A 13,643-nucleotide genomic window follows, 5' to 3' on the forward strand; every position below is an offset into this window, starting at 1 on the left:
ACCATGCAAACAATGCTCGAAGAGATGCGCCGCTTGACGGTCCACGCTGAAAACCGCCCGACGGAAACCGGCATCCCCGGCATCCTGATGGTCAAGGGGGAGATCCCCGAACACAAGCTCGGCGCCGTGTATGAGCCGATGGTCAACCTGATCCTCGATGGCAGCAAGACGCTGACGATCGCCGGGCAGGACTATTATTACGATCCAGCGAGCTACTTCGTGATATCGATCGATGTGCCGGCGACGGGCATGGTGCAGCAGGCAGGTCCCGACCGGCCCTATATCAGCGTCAGCCTATCGCTCGATTCGGCAAAGGTCGCAGTGCTTCTCCTGGATCTTCCGCCGCAATCCTATCAGGAGGGACAAAGCGGCGGCTATTCCGTCTGTCGCATGACGCCGGAACTTCTGGGTGCCTGGCTGCGGATGCTGCAACTCATGGAGCGCCCGCAGGATATCCCTGCCCTTGCCCCGGCCTACGAACGCGAAATCCTCTATCGCGTGCTGCAGGGGCCGCAGGGCTGGATGCTACGCGATATCGCAGCACCCGATAGCGCCCTGTCGCGGATACGGCTCGCCATCCGCTGGGTTCGCGAGCACTATGCCGAAGCGGTCGAGGTCGAAAAACTTGCCGCCCTCACCTCCATGAGCGTCTCGGCTTTTCATCGCCATTTCAAGTCTGTGACCGCGATGAGCCCGATCCAGTTCCAGAAGCGTATCCGCCTGCTGCAGGCCCGCCAGCTTCTGATTTCCCAATCCGGAAATGCATCCTCGGTCGCCTATTCCGTGGGCTACGAAAGCGCTTCGCAATTCACCAGGGAATATGCACGCTTCTTCGGCCAGCCACCGGCGCGCGACGCCTCGCTGATAAGGGGAAATATCAGGCCTGCCGCCTGATGCTTTTTGGGTTTAGTGCCCGCTCTTGGCCGGCGGTTCTTCTGCGGGAGCGGCTTCTGCTGGAGTGGCAGCATCCTTGGCAGCCTGCTCCTGAGCAGACGGTTCCTTGGTCTCCGGCGCTGCGCCGTGTCCGCCGGCGGCTGCCTTGCCCTCACTCTTTGTGGAAGCAACCGCGACTGGGTCGACGCAATCCTCGGGATCCTTGAAAGCGGCGCTGATCATGGCGATCTCGTCGAACGGCATCTCTATCCGCTCGCCGAAGAACAGCCCGTTTTCACTGGCCTTGCCGTCGTAGTAACGCGCTGTATAAGACTTGTCGTCGAGTCCCGGAACGGTCTTGTCGGGATGCGGGATATAGACGACATCAGCGCCGATCGCCCGGCCGCGAATATCGGCGCGCAGTGTCGGTCCGTTTTCGTCAAGCACCACCACCTGGACCAGATCCGGCTTCTGCGCGGCATAAACGGCCTGAGCGACACGAAGCGCGGTCTTGACGCGCGTCATCCCGTCGGTCGGTTCGGTCTTGATGTATTTGCGCACCCAGACGTGGTCCTGCTTCCTGATCGTCACCAGGTTAACGTCGCTGCATTCGAGCCCGTAGCCACCACCAGTTGCACCGATCAGCCTGTCCTTGCCGACATACACCGCCGCGCCGCCGGAAACGCCCATGAGAAGAGCGACTCCGCCAATGATGATTGCCAATTTCCGGGAAGGCCGGAATATGCGCAGTAAGGCCTTCACGCCAACTGCTCCGCCATCTGAAACTCCAACGCAGGACAAGTGCTGAGAACGCTAAAGAAATGACGTTTCCGAAAGTTTAAGTGGGCGTCTGAAGCCTGCGCCATTTTGAGAAAACACCAAAAAAGGTCCGCTTTCCGGGCGGCTTGCCACGGCCTGTTCCGCCATGCTCTAAACGCCCATGGCCTTCACGCTTCGCCAGGTTCAATATTTCGTCGCCGTCGCCGAACAGGGTTCGGTGACGCGCGCCGCACAGAACCTTTCGATCTCTCAATCCTCGGTGACGGAAGCGCTGAAGGAGCTCGAAACCGACCTCGGCGTCGCGCTCTTCGAGCGCCATCCGCGCGGCCTGACCATCACCCATAACGGCCACCAGTTCCTGCGTCACGCGACGAAGATCCTGGCCTCCGTCTCCGATGCGCGGACCAGCTTTTCCGGCCAGCAAAGCGCCCTCTCCGGCACGCTGAACATCGGCGTCACCTCACTTGTCGCCGGCTACGTGCTTTCCGACCTGCTGGCGCGATACAGGCGCGCCTGTCCAGGCATCGAGGTCAGCGCCATCGAGGACAATGGCGGTTATCTCGAACATCTCCTGGTCGGCGGCGAATTGGATGTCGCCGTCATGGTGATATCAAACCTGCGCGACCGCATGGCGCTGCAGGCGGAGATCCTGGAAACCTCGCCCTATCGACTATGGCTGCCGATGGGCCATCCGCTGGTTTCGGCCGACATCATCTCGGTCGCCGATATCGCCCGCGAACCGCTGATCATGCTGACGGTCGACGAAATCGAGGAGAACACCGGCAAGCTGCTCTCAGCCCTCGGCGCCCGCCCGCATGTCGCCTTCCGCACCCGCTCGGTGGAGGCTGTGCGCAGCTTGGTTGCAACGGGAGCCGGCGTGGCCCTGCTTCCCGATCTTGTCTACCGACCATGGTCGCTGGAAGGCGACCGCATCGAGAGCCGCGACGTCTCCGGATCGCTGCCGGTCGTCCAGGTCGGCATGGTCTGGCGCAAAGGCTCCAGCCTGCCGCAGGCGGCGCGCGATTTCGTCGGTATCGCCGAGAGCTTAAGATCCGGTCGCATCCGCTGATATCGGAATTTCCGATATCGCCTTTCTGATAAATGAATTTGCGAAAGCGGCTTTTTCGCGTCACCTTTTCATCCGGGAACAAACCGCCACAGAAGTGGCAAACCGGGAGACGGATGATGACGAATCTGTTGAAATCCTGCACGGCAGCGCTCGCCTGCCTGAGCTTCGCGACGCAGGTGATCGCCGCCGAACCGCTGAAGGCCTTGGGCAAGGGCGAAGGTGCGGTCAGCATCGTTGCCTGGGCCGGCTATATCGAACGCGGCGAAACCGACAAGAACTACGACTGGGTCACCGATTTCGAAAAGGAGACCGGCTGCAAGGTTTCCGTCAAGACCGCCGCCACCTCGGATGAAATGGTGTCGCTGATGAACGAAGGCGGCTTCGATCTCGTCACGGCATCGGGCGACGCCTCGCTCCGCCTTATTGCCGGCAAGCGTGTCCAGCCGATCAACACCGATCTGATCCCGAGCTTCAAGACCGTCGACGAGCGTCTGCAGAACGGACCGTGGTATACGGTCGGCGGCGTGCATTACGGCGTGCCCTATCTCTGGGGGCCGAACGTGCTGATGTACAATACTGATGCCTTCAAGGACAAGGCGCCGACCAGCTGGAACGTCGTCTTCGAGGAGCAGACACTGCCCGACGGCAAGTCCAACAAGGGCCGCGTCCAGGCCTATGACGGCGCTATCTACATCGCCGATGCCGCCATATATCTGATGGCCCATAAGCCGGATCTCGGCATCAAGGATCCCTACGAGCTGAACGAGGACCAGTACAAGGCCGCCCTCGACCTGTTGCGCGGCCAGCGCAAGCTCGTCTCCCGCTACTGGCACGACGCGATGATCCAGATCGACGACTTCAAGAACGAAGGCGTCGTCGCCTCCGGCTCCTGGCCTTTTCAGGTGAACCTGCTGCAGGCCGACAAACAGAAGATCGCCTCCACTTTCCCGGATGAAGGCGTCACCGGCTGGGCCGACACCACCATGCTGCACGCCGACAGCGAACATCCGAACTGCGCCTATATGTGGATGGAACATTCGCTGAAGGCCAAGGTCCAGGGTGATGCTGCCGCCTGGTTTGGCGCCGTGCCCTCCGTTCCCGCTGCCTGCAAGGGCAACGAGCTGATAGGCGACAGCGGTTGCGCCACCAACGGCTTCGATCACTTCGACAAGATCAAGTTCTGGAAGACCCCGGTCGCCAAATGCGCCACGCAAAGCGAATGCGTGCCGTACCATCGTTGGGTGTCGGATTATATCGGCGTGATCGGCGGCCGATAATTAGCGTCCTCACTGAGGTGACTGTTGTAGCGTAAGCTCCTCCCCAACCCCTCCCCGCAAAGGGGGAGGGACGTTGAATGGCACCGTCGAATTCCTGCCGAAACGCCAAGGTATTTGCGAAAGGGGTACGGCAGATTAAGCCCCTCCCCCTTGTGGGGAGGGGTTTGGGGCGGGGTTATATGAACCAAGACCGCAGCCTCTCTAAAAGCAAAGAAGCCGGAGCCCCCAATGACGTCAGCCGTCCGTTTCCAGAAGGTATCGCGCCATTTCGGCCAGGTTCGCGCCGTCGACGGCGTCGATCTCGAGATCGCGCCCGGCGAGTTCTTCGCGATGCTTGGCCCCTCCGGCTCCGGCAAGACGACGTGCCTGCGATTGATCGCCGGCTTCGAGCAGCCGACCGCGGGCCATATCCAGATCTTCGGCGAGACGGCCGACGGCGTTCCGCCCTATCGCCGCAACGTCAACACCGTATTCCAGGACTACGCGCTCTTCCCGCATCTCAACATCCTCGACAATGTCGCCTACGGGCTGATGGTCAAAGGCGTCGGCAAGGCGGAGCGGATGAAAGCGGCAGGCGATGCCCTCGATCTCGTCAAGCTGCCAGGCTACGGCGCCCGCCGCCCCGGCCAGCTGTCCGGTGGTCAGCGCCAGCGCGTGGCGCTCGCCCGCGCACTGGTCAACAAGCCGAAGGTGCTGCTGCTCGACGAGCCGCTCGGCGCGCTCGACCTGAAGCTGCGCGAACAGATGCAGGAGGAGCTGAAGAGCCTGCAGCGCGCACTCGGCATCACCTTCGTCTTCGTCACCCACGATCAGGGCGAGGCGCTGTCCATGGCCGATCGCGTCGCCGTCTTCAACGACGGCAATATCGTCCAGGAGGGCACGCCGCAGGATATCTACCGCCGCCCGAAGAACCGCTTCGTCGCCGATTTCGTCGGCTCGTCGAACGTCATCGCACCTGATCTGATGTCCGCGCTCGGCGGCGAAAGACGCTGGGCAAGCCTCCGCCCCGAAGCGATCCGGCTGGCAGGCGACGGCGTCGAGGCGCAGGTCGACAATGCGAGCTTCCTCGGCGCAGCCACGCGCCTCACCGTTGGCCTCCGGGGCGCGCGGCTGCATGTGATGCTGCCGGCGGGCGCAGATGTGCCTGTCGTCGGCGCCGGCATACGCCTTGCCTGGCAGCCCGACGATATCCACTACATGGATGACGCGGCATGACGGCGATCTTCATCACCACCAATGAGGCGACATCGATTCTTCCGGGGCGCGGCGGCCTCTTCGGCCGGCTGTCCGATGCCTTCTGGCGGCACCCGAAACTGCTGCTCTTCCTGATGCTGACGCCGCCGCTGCTCTGGCTCGGCATCATCTATATCGGTTCGCTGCTCGCCCTGCTTCTGCAGAGTTTCTTTTCGATCGACGATTTCTCAGGCCTGGTGAATTACGAATTCACCCTTGCGACCTATGCGCAGCTTCTAAACCCGACGAATTTCGACATTATCATCCGCACTTTCGTCATGGCGGCACTAGTGACCGTCGCTTCCGCCTTGATCGCCTTCCCGATCGCCTACTACACGGCGCGTTACGCGCAAGGCAAATGGAAGGCGCTTTTCTATCTCGGCATCATGCTGCCGCTCTGGTCGAGCTATCTCGTCAAGATCTACGCCTGGAAGCTGATCCTCGCCAAGGAAGGCATCCTCACCTGGATCTTCGAGAAGCTGCATCTCTCCTGGCTGCTGGACGGCATCCTGGACCTGCCTATTATCGGCGGCAATTCGCTCTCGGTGAGCTACCTCGGCACCTTCATCGTCTTCGTCTATATCTGGCTGCCGTATATGATCCTGCCCACACAGGCAGCCCTCGAGCGTGTGCCCGGTAACCTGATAGAGGCCTCGTCCGATCTCGGCGCCACGCCGCGCCAGACTTTCCGCACCGTGCTGCTGCCGCTGGCATTGCCCGGCATCGTTGCCGGTTCGATCTTCACCTTCTCGCTGACATTGGGCGATTATATCATCCCGCAGATCATCGGCTCGTCCAGGCTCTTCATCGGCCAGGCGGTCTATACCCAGCAGGGAACGGCCGGCAACGTGCCGCTTGCTGCCGCCTTTTCCGTCGTGCCGATCGTCATCATGGCGCTCTATCTCTGGCTCGCCAAGAAACAGGGAGCTTTCGATGCGCTCTGACCTCAAGACATCGCCACTTGCGCTGAAGGTCGCCGCAGCCGGCGGGCTGCTCTTCCTGCATCTGCCGATCCTGCTGATCTTCGTCTATGCCTTCACGACGGAGGAGAAGAGCTATCAATGGCCGCCGCCCGGCCTGACGCTGCAATGGTTCGAGGTCGCCTGGAACCGGCCGGACGTCTGGTCGGCGCTCGGGCTTTCCGTGCAGGTCGCCGTCATCGCCACGGCGATCGCGCTGGTCCTCGGCACGCTCTGTGCTGCAGCCGTCAGCCAGACGAAGTTCTTCGGCCGCGAGGCGATCTCGCTGCTGGTCATCCTGCCGATCGCCCTTCCCGGCATCATCACCGGCATTGCGCTCCGCTCCGCCTTCAGCCTGTTCGACATCCCGTTTTCGGTCTGGACCATCGTGCTCGGCCACGCCACTTTCTGCGTCGTCGTCGTCTACAACAATGCGGTCGCCCGCTTCCGCCGCACCTCCGGTTCGCTGATCGAGGCCTCGATGGATCTCGGCGCCGACGGCTTCCAGACCTTCCGTCATGTCATCCTGCCGAATATCGGCACCGCCCTTCTTGCCGGCGGCATGCTTGCCTTCGCGCTGTCTTTCGACGAGGTCATCGTCACCACCTTCACCGGTGGCCAGCAATCGACCTTGCCGATCTGGATGCTCGAAGAACTCATCCGCCCGCGCCAGCGCCCTGTCACCAATGTGGTCGCCATGGTCGTGGTGCTCGTCACCTTCCTGCCGATCCTGGCAGCCTATTACCTCACCCGCGATGGCGACCAGATCGCCGGCGCCGGTAAATAAAAAGGGAGAACATCATGGATATCCAAATGCTGATCGGTTCCCGCTTCGAAAGAGGCACAGAGACGGAAGAGCACATCCTGAACCCCAAGACGGGCGAGACGGTGCTGGACCTTGCCGAAGCCTCGCTCTCCCAGGTCGACGCTGCCGTCGACGCCGCCGAAAAGGCCTTCAAAGCCTGGTCGCAGACGACACCAGGCGAGCGCTCCGGCTACCTGTTGAAGATCGCCGATGCAATCGAAAAGGATGCCGCCGGCTTTGCCGCACTGGAGGCGCTGAACTGCGGCAAGCCGATCAATGCGGTGCTGAACGACGAAATCCCGGCGATCGTCGATTGTTATCGCTTTTTTGCGGGCGCCGTGCGCAACCTGCACGCACCGGCGGCCGGCGAATACCTGCCCGGCCACACCTCGATGATCCGCCGCGATCCGATCGGCATCGTCGGCTTGATCGCGCCGTGGAACTATCCGCTGATGATGATGGCCTGGAAGCTGGCGCCGGCCATTGCCGGCGGCAATACAGTCGTCTTCAAGCCTTCGGAGCAGACGCCGCTGACGGCGTTGAAGATGGCGAAGCTGCTCTCCGAAATCCTTCCCGAAGGCGTCGTCAACGTCATCCTCGGCCGTGGTGAAAGTGTCGGCAACGCCCTGATCAATCACGCCAAGATCGGCATGGTCTCGATTACCGGCGATGTCGCAACCGGCAAGAAGGTACTGCAGGCCGCGGCCAAGACGGTCAAGCGCACCCACCTGGAACTCGGCGGCAAGGCCCCGGTCATTGTCTTCGATGATGCCGATATTGATGCGGTCGTCGCAGGCATCCGCACCTTCGGCTATTACAATGCCGGCCAGGACTGCACCGCCGCCTGCCGCATCTATGCCGATGCCAGGGTCTACGACAATTTCGTCGCCGACCTCTCCTCAGCCGTCTCGAGTATCCGCTTCAACCAGGCCGACGATACAGAAAACGAGATCGGCCCGCTGATCTCCAAGCGCCAGCGCGACCGCGTCGAAAGCTTCGTCGCCCGCGCTTCCGAACACAAGCACATGGAGATCACCGCCGGCGGCAAGGTTTCCGGCGACAAGGGTTTCTTCTTCACGCCGACGGTCATTGCAGGCGCCCTGCAGGACGACGAGATCGTCCGGCGCGAGGTCTTCGGCCCGGTCGTCTCGGTCACCCGCTTTTCCGATGCCGACGACGCCGTTGCCTGGGCAAACGACAGCGACTACGGCCTGGCCTCCTCCGTCTGGACCAAGGATATCGGCCGCGGCATGAAGACCGCCGCCCGCCTGCAATATGGCTGCACCTGGATCAACACGCATTTCATGCTGGTCAACGAGATGCCGCATGGCGGCCTCAAACAGTCGGGCTACGGCAAGGACATGTCGGTCTACGCGCTGGAAGACTACACCGCCGTACGCCACGTGATGATCAATCACGGCTGATCGCCGGGAAAGGCAAGGCTACGAAATTCAACGCAATGCCCATCGGTAGCACTGGGAGGGTGCTCCACACAGATCGCCATTCCATTCAAGCGACCTGGAACATTTTCCCGGTTGCTGCGTCTTTCCCAGGCAAACGCAAAGGATGATGTCATGCTGAAATGGGCTCTGATATTTTTCGTGATTTCGATCATCGCCGGCTTCTTCGGTTTCTCCGGCGTCTCCGCCGCTACCGCGACGATCGCCCGCGTTCTCTTCGGCATTGCGCTGGTGATCTTCCTGATCTTCCTTGTCCTTGCGCTGATGGCCGGCCAGGCGATCCTGTGAGCGGGCGCGGGGCCGCTGCGTCTTGCGCTTGCGGCCCCCACCGTCTGTTGTCGCCACAACCCCTTTGCTCTTGATCCTATTTCAACTCGGCGAGCAGAGCGTCGGCACCTTTACGGACGCCCACCATGGAGGCATCCATCGCCGTAAAGCTTGCGCCGATATTCATCGCATTGGGATACTGCTTGGTGACATAGGAAGACAGGAGACGATTGCTCGATGCATCATAGATCTCCACGGCATAATTCACCGAGCCGGTCATCGAGCCTTCCCGGCCGCGAGCGGCCTGGACGGTGTTGTACAATCCGCCTGCAACGTCGATGCGCGTGACCGTTCCGAGGACCGCAGTCGTTGCCTTGGCGCCCGTCAGCGTCAGATGCAATCTGAGAGTTGCCGGAGCGACTGCGCTGACGACCGCAAAGCGCGTCTTCAATCTTTCGGTGAATTGAGTCTGCATGTAATTGGCCAGGAAGATCCTGTCTTTTTCCGGAAGCTTGCCAAACTGACTGTCAGGACCGTTATAGACGGTTACGGGATCGACGATGATCCGGTTGTACTGGCTCCAGTTGACTTTCGTCTGATAGCGATACGGCACGCGGCCGGTTTTATCCTCAGTGTTCGGCTGGAGCTGTGATGCCGAAGCAAGTCCGGAATAGACCGTGGGGTCAGGGGTCGTGCATGCGGCAACGCTCGAACAGGCGAGTATCAGTGCGGCGCCGACTTTCAAATTTTTTATCAATGACTTGGCTCCAGCTTTGGAAATGCCGAATGGCATCTGCTGGCAGCGGTTTTATGGAATTCGAATGTTGCTGTGTTTGCTATGATATGCGGAAATGTTCGTGAGCCGTGTTCGCTCCGAAGCAGCGCGACGCGTGATGACGCGACGGCCGGGCAATAGTCATTGTGATGAAGGGATCGGCGGCGCGCCTTCGGGTTGCATCCCCTGAGGGGCGGGAAGATCGATCACGACGACCAGGCCGGTTGGCGTCCTGTCCAGCAACGTCAACTGTCCATTATGCGCTTTGGTGACAATTCCTTTGGCGATCGGAAGGCCGAGCCCAAGCCCGGAGCCGCCCTGGGCACCGATCTGGCGGGATTTATCCACTTTGAAGAACGGCTCCAGAACTTTTGCCTTGGCCTCATCGGTCAAACCAGGACCATTGTCGCCCACCGATATTTTGATCCCGCCATCGTCGCTCTCTTGCAGATCGATTTCGACTTGCTTTGCATAACGAGACGCATTGTCGACCAGATTCGTGATTGCCCGAGTCAGGGCCTGAGGTTTGCAGACAAACGCCAGCCGCCGCGAACCGGTGAAGCCTACATCGACGCCCATGTCGGAGAAGTCTGTCGCAATCGTCTGCAGCAGGCTTGAGATATCGACCTTTCGATCAGTCTCCGCAGTGGACGCGTCTTTGAAATAGGCCAGGCACTCGTCGATCATGAAACTCAAGGTGGCGATATCGGCCAGCATCAGGCCGCGAAGCTCGGGCTCGCCAGAACGCTCGGCACGCATCCGCAATCTCGTCAGAGGCGTCCTGAGATCATGCCCCACGCCACTCAGCATTCTTGTTCGATCCTCCGCCATGCTCTGGATTCGATCGCTCATGACGTTCAGCGATTCCGCCAGACTTCGAATCTCGGCTGCGCCGTCCGGTTCGAAAGGCTTTTCCCAACTGCCCTCGATGCTTGCTCGCTTTGCGGCGGCGGCAAAGCGCCTCAGAGGCTCGGTGATAAGCCAACTGCTGAAATATGCAAGCAGCACCAATGGGATGACGATTTTCAAAAACCCGCTCACGGCGGCCGGAACAAACCAGACATAGCTGGGAAAAACCGGCAGTTGAAAGACGAGGGCGCGCTTGTCGTCAATTCCGACAGTCAGGACATCTGGGTGCGATTGACCGATGACGAAGCGATGAAATGCCGCAAAAATATTGTCGGCAAGCATTGTGTTGATACGCGTCACCAACTCGCTGGGAGATACCATCTGCTGTTGGCCGGCAAGCGGCCGATCCAGGGACAATTTTTCGACCCCAACACCGAGTGCCGCTGCTCTCTTGAGAACGGCGACTTCATCTTGCGCTGAACTTGCCTGGGAAAATTGCTCCGCGACCATTGCCGCTCTGGCAGCAAACAGGCCGTTTTGAAACCCGCGGTCATGACGGCCGTAGATATAAGGCTCCATGGCGGTCGCCACCACGGAAACGAGCACGACAAGCAAGGTCGCCAATATGAGGATCTGGCTTTGGATCGAAGCGCGCCGAAAATTTCTCAAGAGAGACGCTCTACCTTGGATGCGAAGAGATAACCGCCCAGCCGCACCGTCTTTATGAACGTCGGATCTTTCAGATTTGGTTCGATCTTTTGCCTGACCCGGCTGATGTGGGCGTCGATGCTGCGCTCGACCGGCCCCGCCGATCCGGCATGTGTCATCGACAACAGCTGTTCGCGCGTCAAAACCTTGTTGGGATTGCAGCAGAAGGCCAGGAGGATATCGAACTCCGCGGTTGTCATGGAAACCTGCGCGCCGTCGGCGTCGTGGAGTTGACGGCTTTTTGGATCGATGCGCCATCCCGAGAACATCATCGGTCCAAGTGCTTCCTCCTGATGATGCGCATATGACGCCCTGCGGAGAATACTCTTGATCCGGGCCAGCAGCTCGCGGGAGTTGAATGGTTTCGTGACATAGTCGTCGGCTCCGAGCTCCAGGCCGAGAATGCGGTCGATATCCTCCTGGAGCGCCGTCAACATCAGAATTGGCACCGAGCACGCCGCACGAAGCCGCCTGCAGATGCTGAAACCGTCCTCGCCCGGCAACATCGCATCGAGGACGATGAGATCGAATTGCTGTCGCACCATCATTCGATCCATAGCCGCGCCGCTTTCCACCGACGAGGCCTCGAAGCCGCTGCTTCGGACAAGATCCACCAGCATATCCGCGATGGCGGGATCGTCTTCGACGATGAGGATATGAGCCTGATTGGGAGCTGCCATTTCATATGCCATCGTCATTCGTTCTCTTGCCGGGAGATGCCCTTGGCGCGAAATTACCACGTTCACCGTGTCTCGGTCAGGCGGCCTCGTCGACTGTCAATCGCGGCGGCTAATCTCCGCAGTCAATCAGACACCACACGATATCGGTCGCCGCGCCGACGCGGTCTCCGCCTTCAGGATATCAAGTATCGTGCAATGCTATATTCGATAATGTTGAGATATGTTGCGGGACTGCCAATGCGGAGTCCGGCGTCAAAACTGGCTTTCGGGATCGCCGCTGATTTCCACCTTGTCACCTAGGATGGCGCTGTCAATGATGACCGTGGCGATGAAACACATCCGGACGACCAGCAGGCAAAAGAACACCAGAGAGACGACCGCCGTCGTATAAAATTTCAACGCCGAGCGCTTCGGGAGCCCTGCGGTGAGCTTATCGAGAGCGCGTCTGGCGAGACGACCGATCGCCACCAGCAGGAACAATGCCGTGATGATATATCCGCTTACCGATGCTGCACCGAGCAACTGAAACATGAGAAGACATCCGCACCACGTAAAAAGCTCCGGTCTCGGAATGACGTTTTCAAGCCGCCGAAACCCGGTAGAAATATGCTCATAGGAATCGTCCGGAACGAGGCGCAGCGTGGCCGGCCGGAGAGACGGGGCCGGGTCATCGGGATCTGAATCGGGCGAAGACCGATCCGCCGGCGACGAGAATTCTGCCACCTCTAATCGACTCGTTCTGCACTGGGCGCGGCGCGGCGGCTTAAAAGAAGGGAGGTGGCGGCACGCCACCGGGATGCCTTCGCCGTGCCTGCAATCACCGTCTCGTTCGCAGCAGGGGCTCTCTGGACTGCAGCAATTCTGCCTGTCCTTGACTCGGTAAGGGCCGAGATCCTTCTCAGAAATGCATCGCTGTCGAATTCCTTCGAGGAGTGAACCGCCTTCGTGGCCGGCTGGACGGCATGGAAAAACACCTCCAGATTGATGATCGGTATCGGCTTGATGTTTCGGACCATATCGATGTCCGCCCGCATCGTTACGGCCAGAAAATATCGATCCGAACGCAAGGCGTCGAAGAGCTCCGGTATTGAGGACACCGCCGTCGCGGCATATCCGTTCTCATTCAGCTTCGAGACGATATCGCAGGCAGCATCTTTTCCGAGAAAGACGAGAATTGGTTTTTGCTGGTTGCTTTGCGCGGAAGACATCACTGGCACACTCCTGACCTGTCGCCAAAAGTGTAGCCCGCATCGACGCTTCTATTTATTCGGTTTTATTTGGTTTTATTGCGCCCGCGAGCGCTCGAGAAATTCAGCCCAAGATGGCCGTCCTCGGTAAATATTTAGGACAACACCGCCTTGAGCCAGGGATGCATCCCGGCCCGCTTTCTCAGCAGCTTGTCGATCGATATCGATCCCGCACCCGAAGCCGCCAGCACGAACATGCCGCCGGCAATCGCCAGGTCCTTCTCGAAATGCAGCAGTTCGTTCTGGCTGGCAAAATTCGTGTGGAAGAGCAAGGCGGTCGCCAGGCAAAAGAGCGCCAATGCCGATGCGCCAAGCCGGCTGAAGAAGCCTGTCGCAACGGAAAGGCCGGCGCCGATCTGAAGGGCAATGGTGGCAAGCGCGACCGGCGCCGACAGCCCCAGTTTCGCGAAAATGTCGAAAGTCGCGGTGATATCTGCCGCGAGTGACCAAGCTTCGTGCAGGAAGATCAGCGACAGCAGAAGCCTGCCGAGAAGAAGAATGAGATCGGCCAGTCGGGGCCGGCTTGAGGCGCTTTCCATCACACCCTCCAATTTGAAGAGCAGGCGGTCCGCCCGCCCGCTCGTGCGCTCAGATCCTATGCTGCCGCTGGACCTGATGGCTCTTTACAGCTCCTCAGATCCTCGCAGCCACTCTGGCAAGA

General features: G+C 60.1%; 15 protein-coding genes. 8 read left to right on the forward strand and 7 right to left on the reverse strand.

Going from position 1 to position 13,643, the window contains the following annotated elements:
* Nucleotides 1–3: 3 nt before the first annotated feature.
* Complete coding sequence (locus AC245Y_RS19245) at nucleotides 4–894, forward strand: AraC family transcriptional regulator (RefSeq protein WP_017995220.1); 891 nt, start codon at nucleotides 4–6, stop codon at nucleotides 892–894.
* 12 nt (nucleotides 895–906) lie between these two features.
* Here AC245Y_RS19245 and AC245Y_RS19250 read toward each other — a convergent pair whose 3' ends face one another.
* On the reverse strand, nucleotides 907–1,635 hold the full coding sequence (locus AC245Y_RS19250; RefSeq protein WP_017995221.1) for a hypothetical protein: 729 nt from the start codon (nucleotides 1,633–1,635) through the stop codon (nucleotides 907–909).
* Between the two features lie 178 nt (nucleotides 1,636–1,813).
* Between AC245Y_RS19250 and AC245Y_RS19255 the strand changes: the two genes are divergently transcribed.
* The 7 genes from AC245Y_RS19255 (at nucleotide 1,814) to AC245Y_RS19285 (ending at nucleotide 8,744) form a co-directional block, all read left to right on the forward strand.
* A complete protein-coding gene (locus tag AC245Y_RS19255) occupies nucleotides 1,814–2,722 on the forward strand; it encodes a LysR family transcriptional regulator (RefSeq protein ID WP_017995223.1) in 909 nt (302 codons plus the stop codon).
* Nucleotides 2,723–2,838: 116 nt separating this feature from the next.
* Entirely contained in the window at nucleotides 2,839–3,999 is a 1,161-nt protein-coding gene (locus AC245Y_RS19260) for an ABC transporter substrate-binding protein (protein ID WP_026157480.1), read from the forward strand.
* Between the two features lie 228 nt (nucleotides 4,000–4,227).
* Complete coding sequence (locus tag AC245Y_RS19265; RefSeq protein WP_017995225.1) at nucleotides 4,228–5,214, forward strand: ABC transporter ATP-binding protein; 987 nt, start codon at nucleotides 4,228–4,230, stop codon at nucleotides 5,212–5,214.
* Entirely contained in the window at nucleotides 5,211–6,176 is a 966-nt protein-coding gene (locus AC245Y_RS19270; protein ID WP_017995226.1) for an ABC transporter permease, read from the forward strand. Before AC245Y_RS19265 ends, AC245Y_RS19270 begins: the two co-directional genes overlap by 4 nt.
* Nucleotides 6,166–6,978, forward strand: a complete 813-nt coding sequence (locus AC245Y_RS19275; protein ID WP_012759048.1) for an ABC transporter permease — start codon at nucleotides 6,166–6,168, stop codon at nucleotides 6,976–6,978. Before AC245Y_RS19270 ends, AC245Y_RS19275 begins: the two co-directional genes overlap by 11 nt.
* 14 nt (nucleotides 6,979–6,992) lie before the next feature.
* The gene (locus AC245Y_RS19280) at nucleotides 6,993–8,420 is read left to right on the forward strand and encodes a gamma-aminobutyraldehyde dehydrogenase (protein WP_017995227.1); all 1,428 of its coding nucleotides are present in this window, start codon (nucleotides 6,993–6,995) and stop codon (nucleotides 8,418–8,420) included.
* A 150-nt stretch (nucleotides 8,421–8,570) separates the two neighbouring features.
* On the forward strand, nucleotides 8,571–8,744 hold the full coding sequence (locus AC245Y_RS19285; RefSeq protein WP_003552965.1) for a DUF1328 domain-containing protein: 174 nt from the start codon (nucleotides 8,571–8,573) through the stop codon (nucleotides 8,742–8,744).
* A gap of 76 nt (nucleotides 8,745–8,820) precedes the next feature.
* Here AC245Y_RS19285 and AC245Y_RS19290 read toward each other — a convergent pair whose 3' ends face one another.
* From AC245Y_RS19290 to AC245Y_RS19315, 6 genes are all read right to left on the reverse strand, one after another.
* On the reverse strand, nucleotides 8,821–9,480 hold the full coding sequence (locus tag AC245Y_RS19290; protein WP_032996720.1) for a DUF3313 domain-containing protein: 660 nt from the start codon (nucleotides 9,478–9,480) through the stop codon (nucleotides 8,821–8,823).
* Nucleotides 9,481–9,639: 159 nt separating this feature from the next.
* Nucleotides 9,640–11,016: a sensor histidine kinase gene (locus AC245Y_RS19295; RefSeq protein WP_017995230.1), complete on the reverse strand. Its 1,377-nt coding sequence runs from the start codon at nucleotides 11,014–11,016 to the stop codon at nucleotides 9,640–9,642.
* Nucleotides 11,013–11,753 carry a response regulator gene (locus AC245Y_RS19300; RefSeq protein WP_017995231.1) on the reverse strand — a complete coding sequence of 247 codons (741 nt, stop codon included), beginning with the start codon at nucleotides 11,751–11,753 and terminating at the stop codon, nucleotides 11,013–11,015. Before AC245Y_RS19300 ends, AC245Y_RS19295 begins: the two co-directional genes overlap by 4 nt.
* Before the next feature lie 234 nt (nucleotides 11,754–11,987).
* Nucleotides 11,988–12,266 carry a hypothetical protein gene (locus tag AC245Y_RS19305; RefSeq protein WP_017995232.1) on the reverse strand — a complete coding sequence of 93 codons (279 nt, stop codon included), beginning with the start codon at nucleotides 12,264–12,266 and terminating at the stop codon, nucleotides 11,988–11,990.
* A gap of 194 nt (nucleotides 12,267–12,460) precedes the next feature.
* Nucleotides 12,461–12,952: a hypothetical protein gene (locus AC245Y_RS19310; protein ID WP_017995233.1), complete on the reverse strand. Its 492-nt coding sequence runs from the start codon at nucleotides 12,950–12,952 to the stop codon at nucleotides 12,461–12,463.
* Between the two features lie 125 nt (nucleotides 12,953–13,077).
* On the reverse strand, nucleotides 13,078–13,524 hold the full coding sequence (locus AC245Y_RS19315) for a DoxX family protein (protein WP_017995234.1): 447 nt from the start codon (nucleotides 13,522–13,524) through the stop codon (nucleotides 13,078–13,080).
* Nucleotides 13,525–13,643: the final 119 nt, after the last annotated feature.

This window comes from Rhizobium sp. SRDI943 (genome assembly GCF_057653695.1).

Coding starts and splice junctions, on each gene's coding strand:
- AC245Y_RS19245 (WP_017995220.1), top strand. CDS start 4: ATGCAAACAATGCTCGAAGAGATGCGCCGCTTGACGGTCCACGCTGAA.
- AC245Y_RS19255 (WP_017995223.1), top strand. CDS start 1,814: ATGGCCTTCACGCTTCGCCAGGTTCAATATTTCGTCGCCGTCGCCGAA.
- AC245Y_RS19260 (WP_026157480.1), top strand. CDS start 2,839: ATGACGAATCTGTTGAAATCCTGCACGGCAGCGCTCGCCTGCCTGAGC.
- AC245Y_RS19265 (WP_017995225.1), top strand. CDS start 4,228: ATGACGTCAGCCGTCCGTTTCCAGAAGGTATCGCGCCATTTCGGCCAG.
- AC245Y_RS19270 (WP_017995226.1), top strand. CDS start 5,211: ATGACGGCGATCTTCATCACCACCAATGAGGCGACATCGATTCTTCCG.
- AC245Y_RS19275 (WP_012759048.1), top strand. CDS start 6,166: ATGCGCTCTGACCTCAAGACATCGCCACTTGCGCTGAAGGTCGCCGCA.
- AC245Y_RS19280 (WP_017995227.1), top strand. CDS start 6,993: ATGGATATCCAAATGCTGATCGGTTCCCGCTTCGAAAGAGGCACAGAG.
- AC245Y_RS19285 (WP_003552965.1), top strand. CDS start 8,571: ATGCTGAAATGGGCTCTGATATTTTTCGTGATTTCGATCATCGCCGGC.
- AC245Y_RS19300 (WP_017995231.1), bottom strand. CDS start 11,753: ATGACGATGGCATATGAAATGGCAGCTCCCAATCAGGCTCATATCCTC.
- AC245Y_RS19305 (WP_017995232.1), bottom strand. CDS start 12,266: ATGTTTCAGTTGCTCGGTGCAGCATCGGTAAGCGGATATATCATCACG.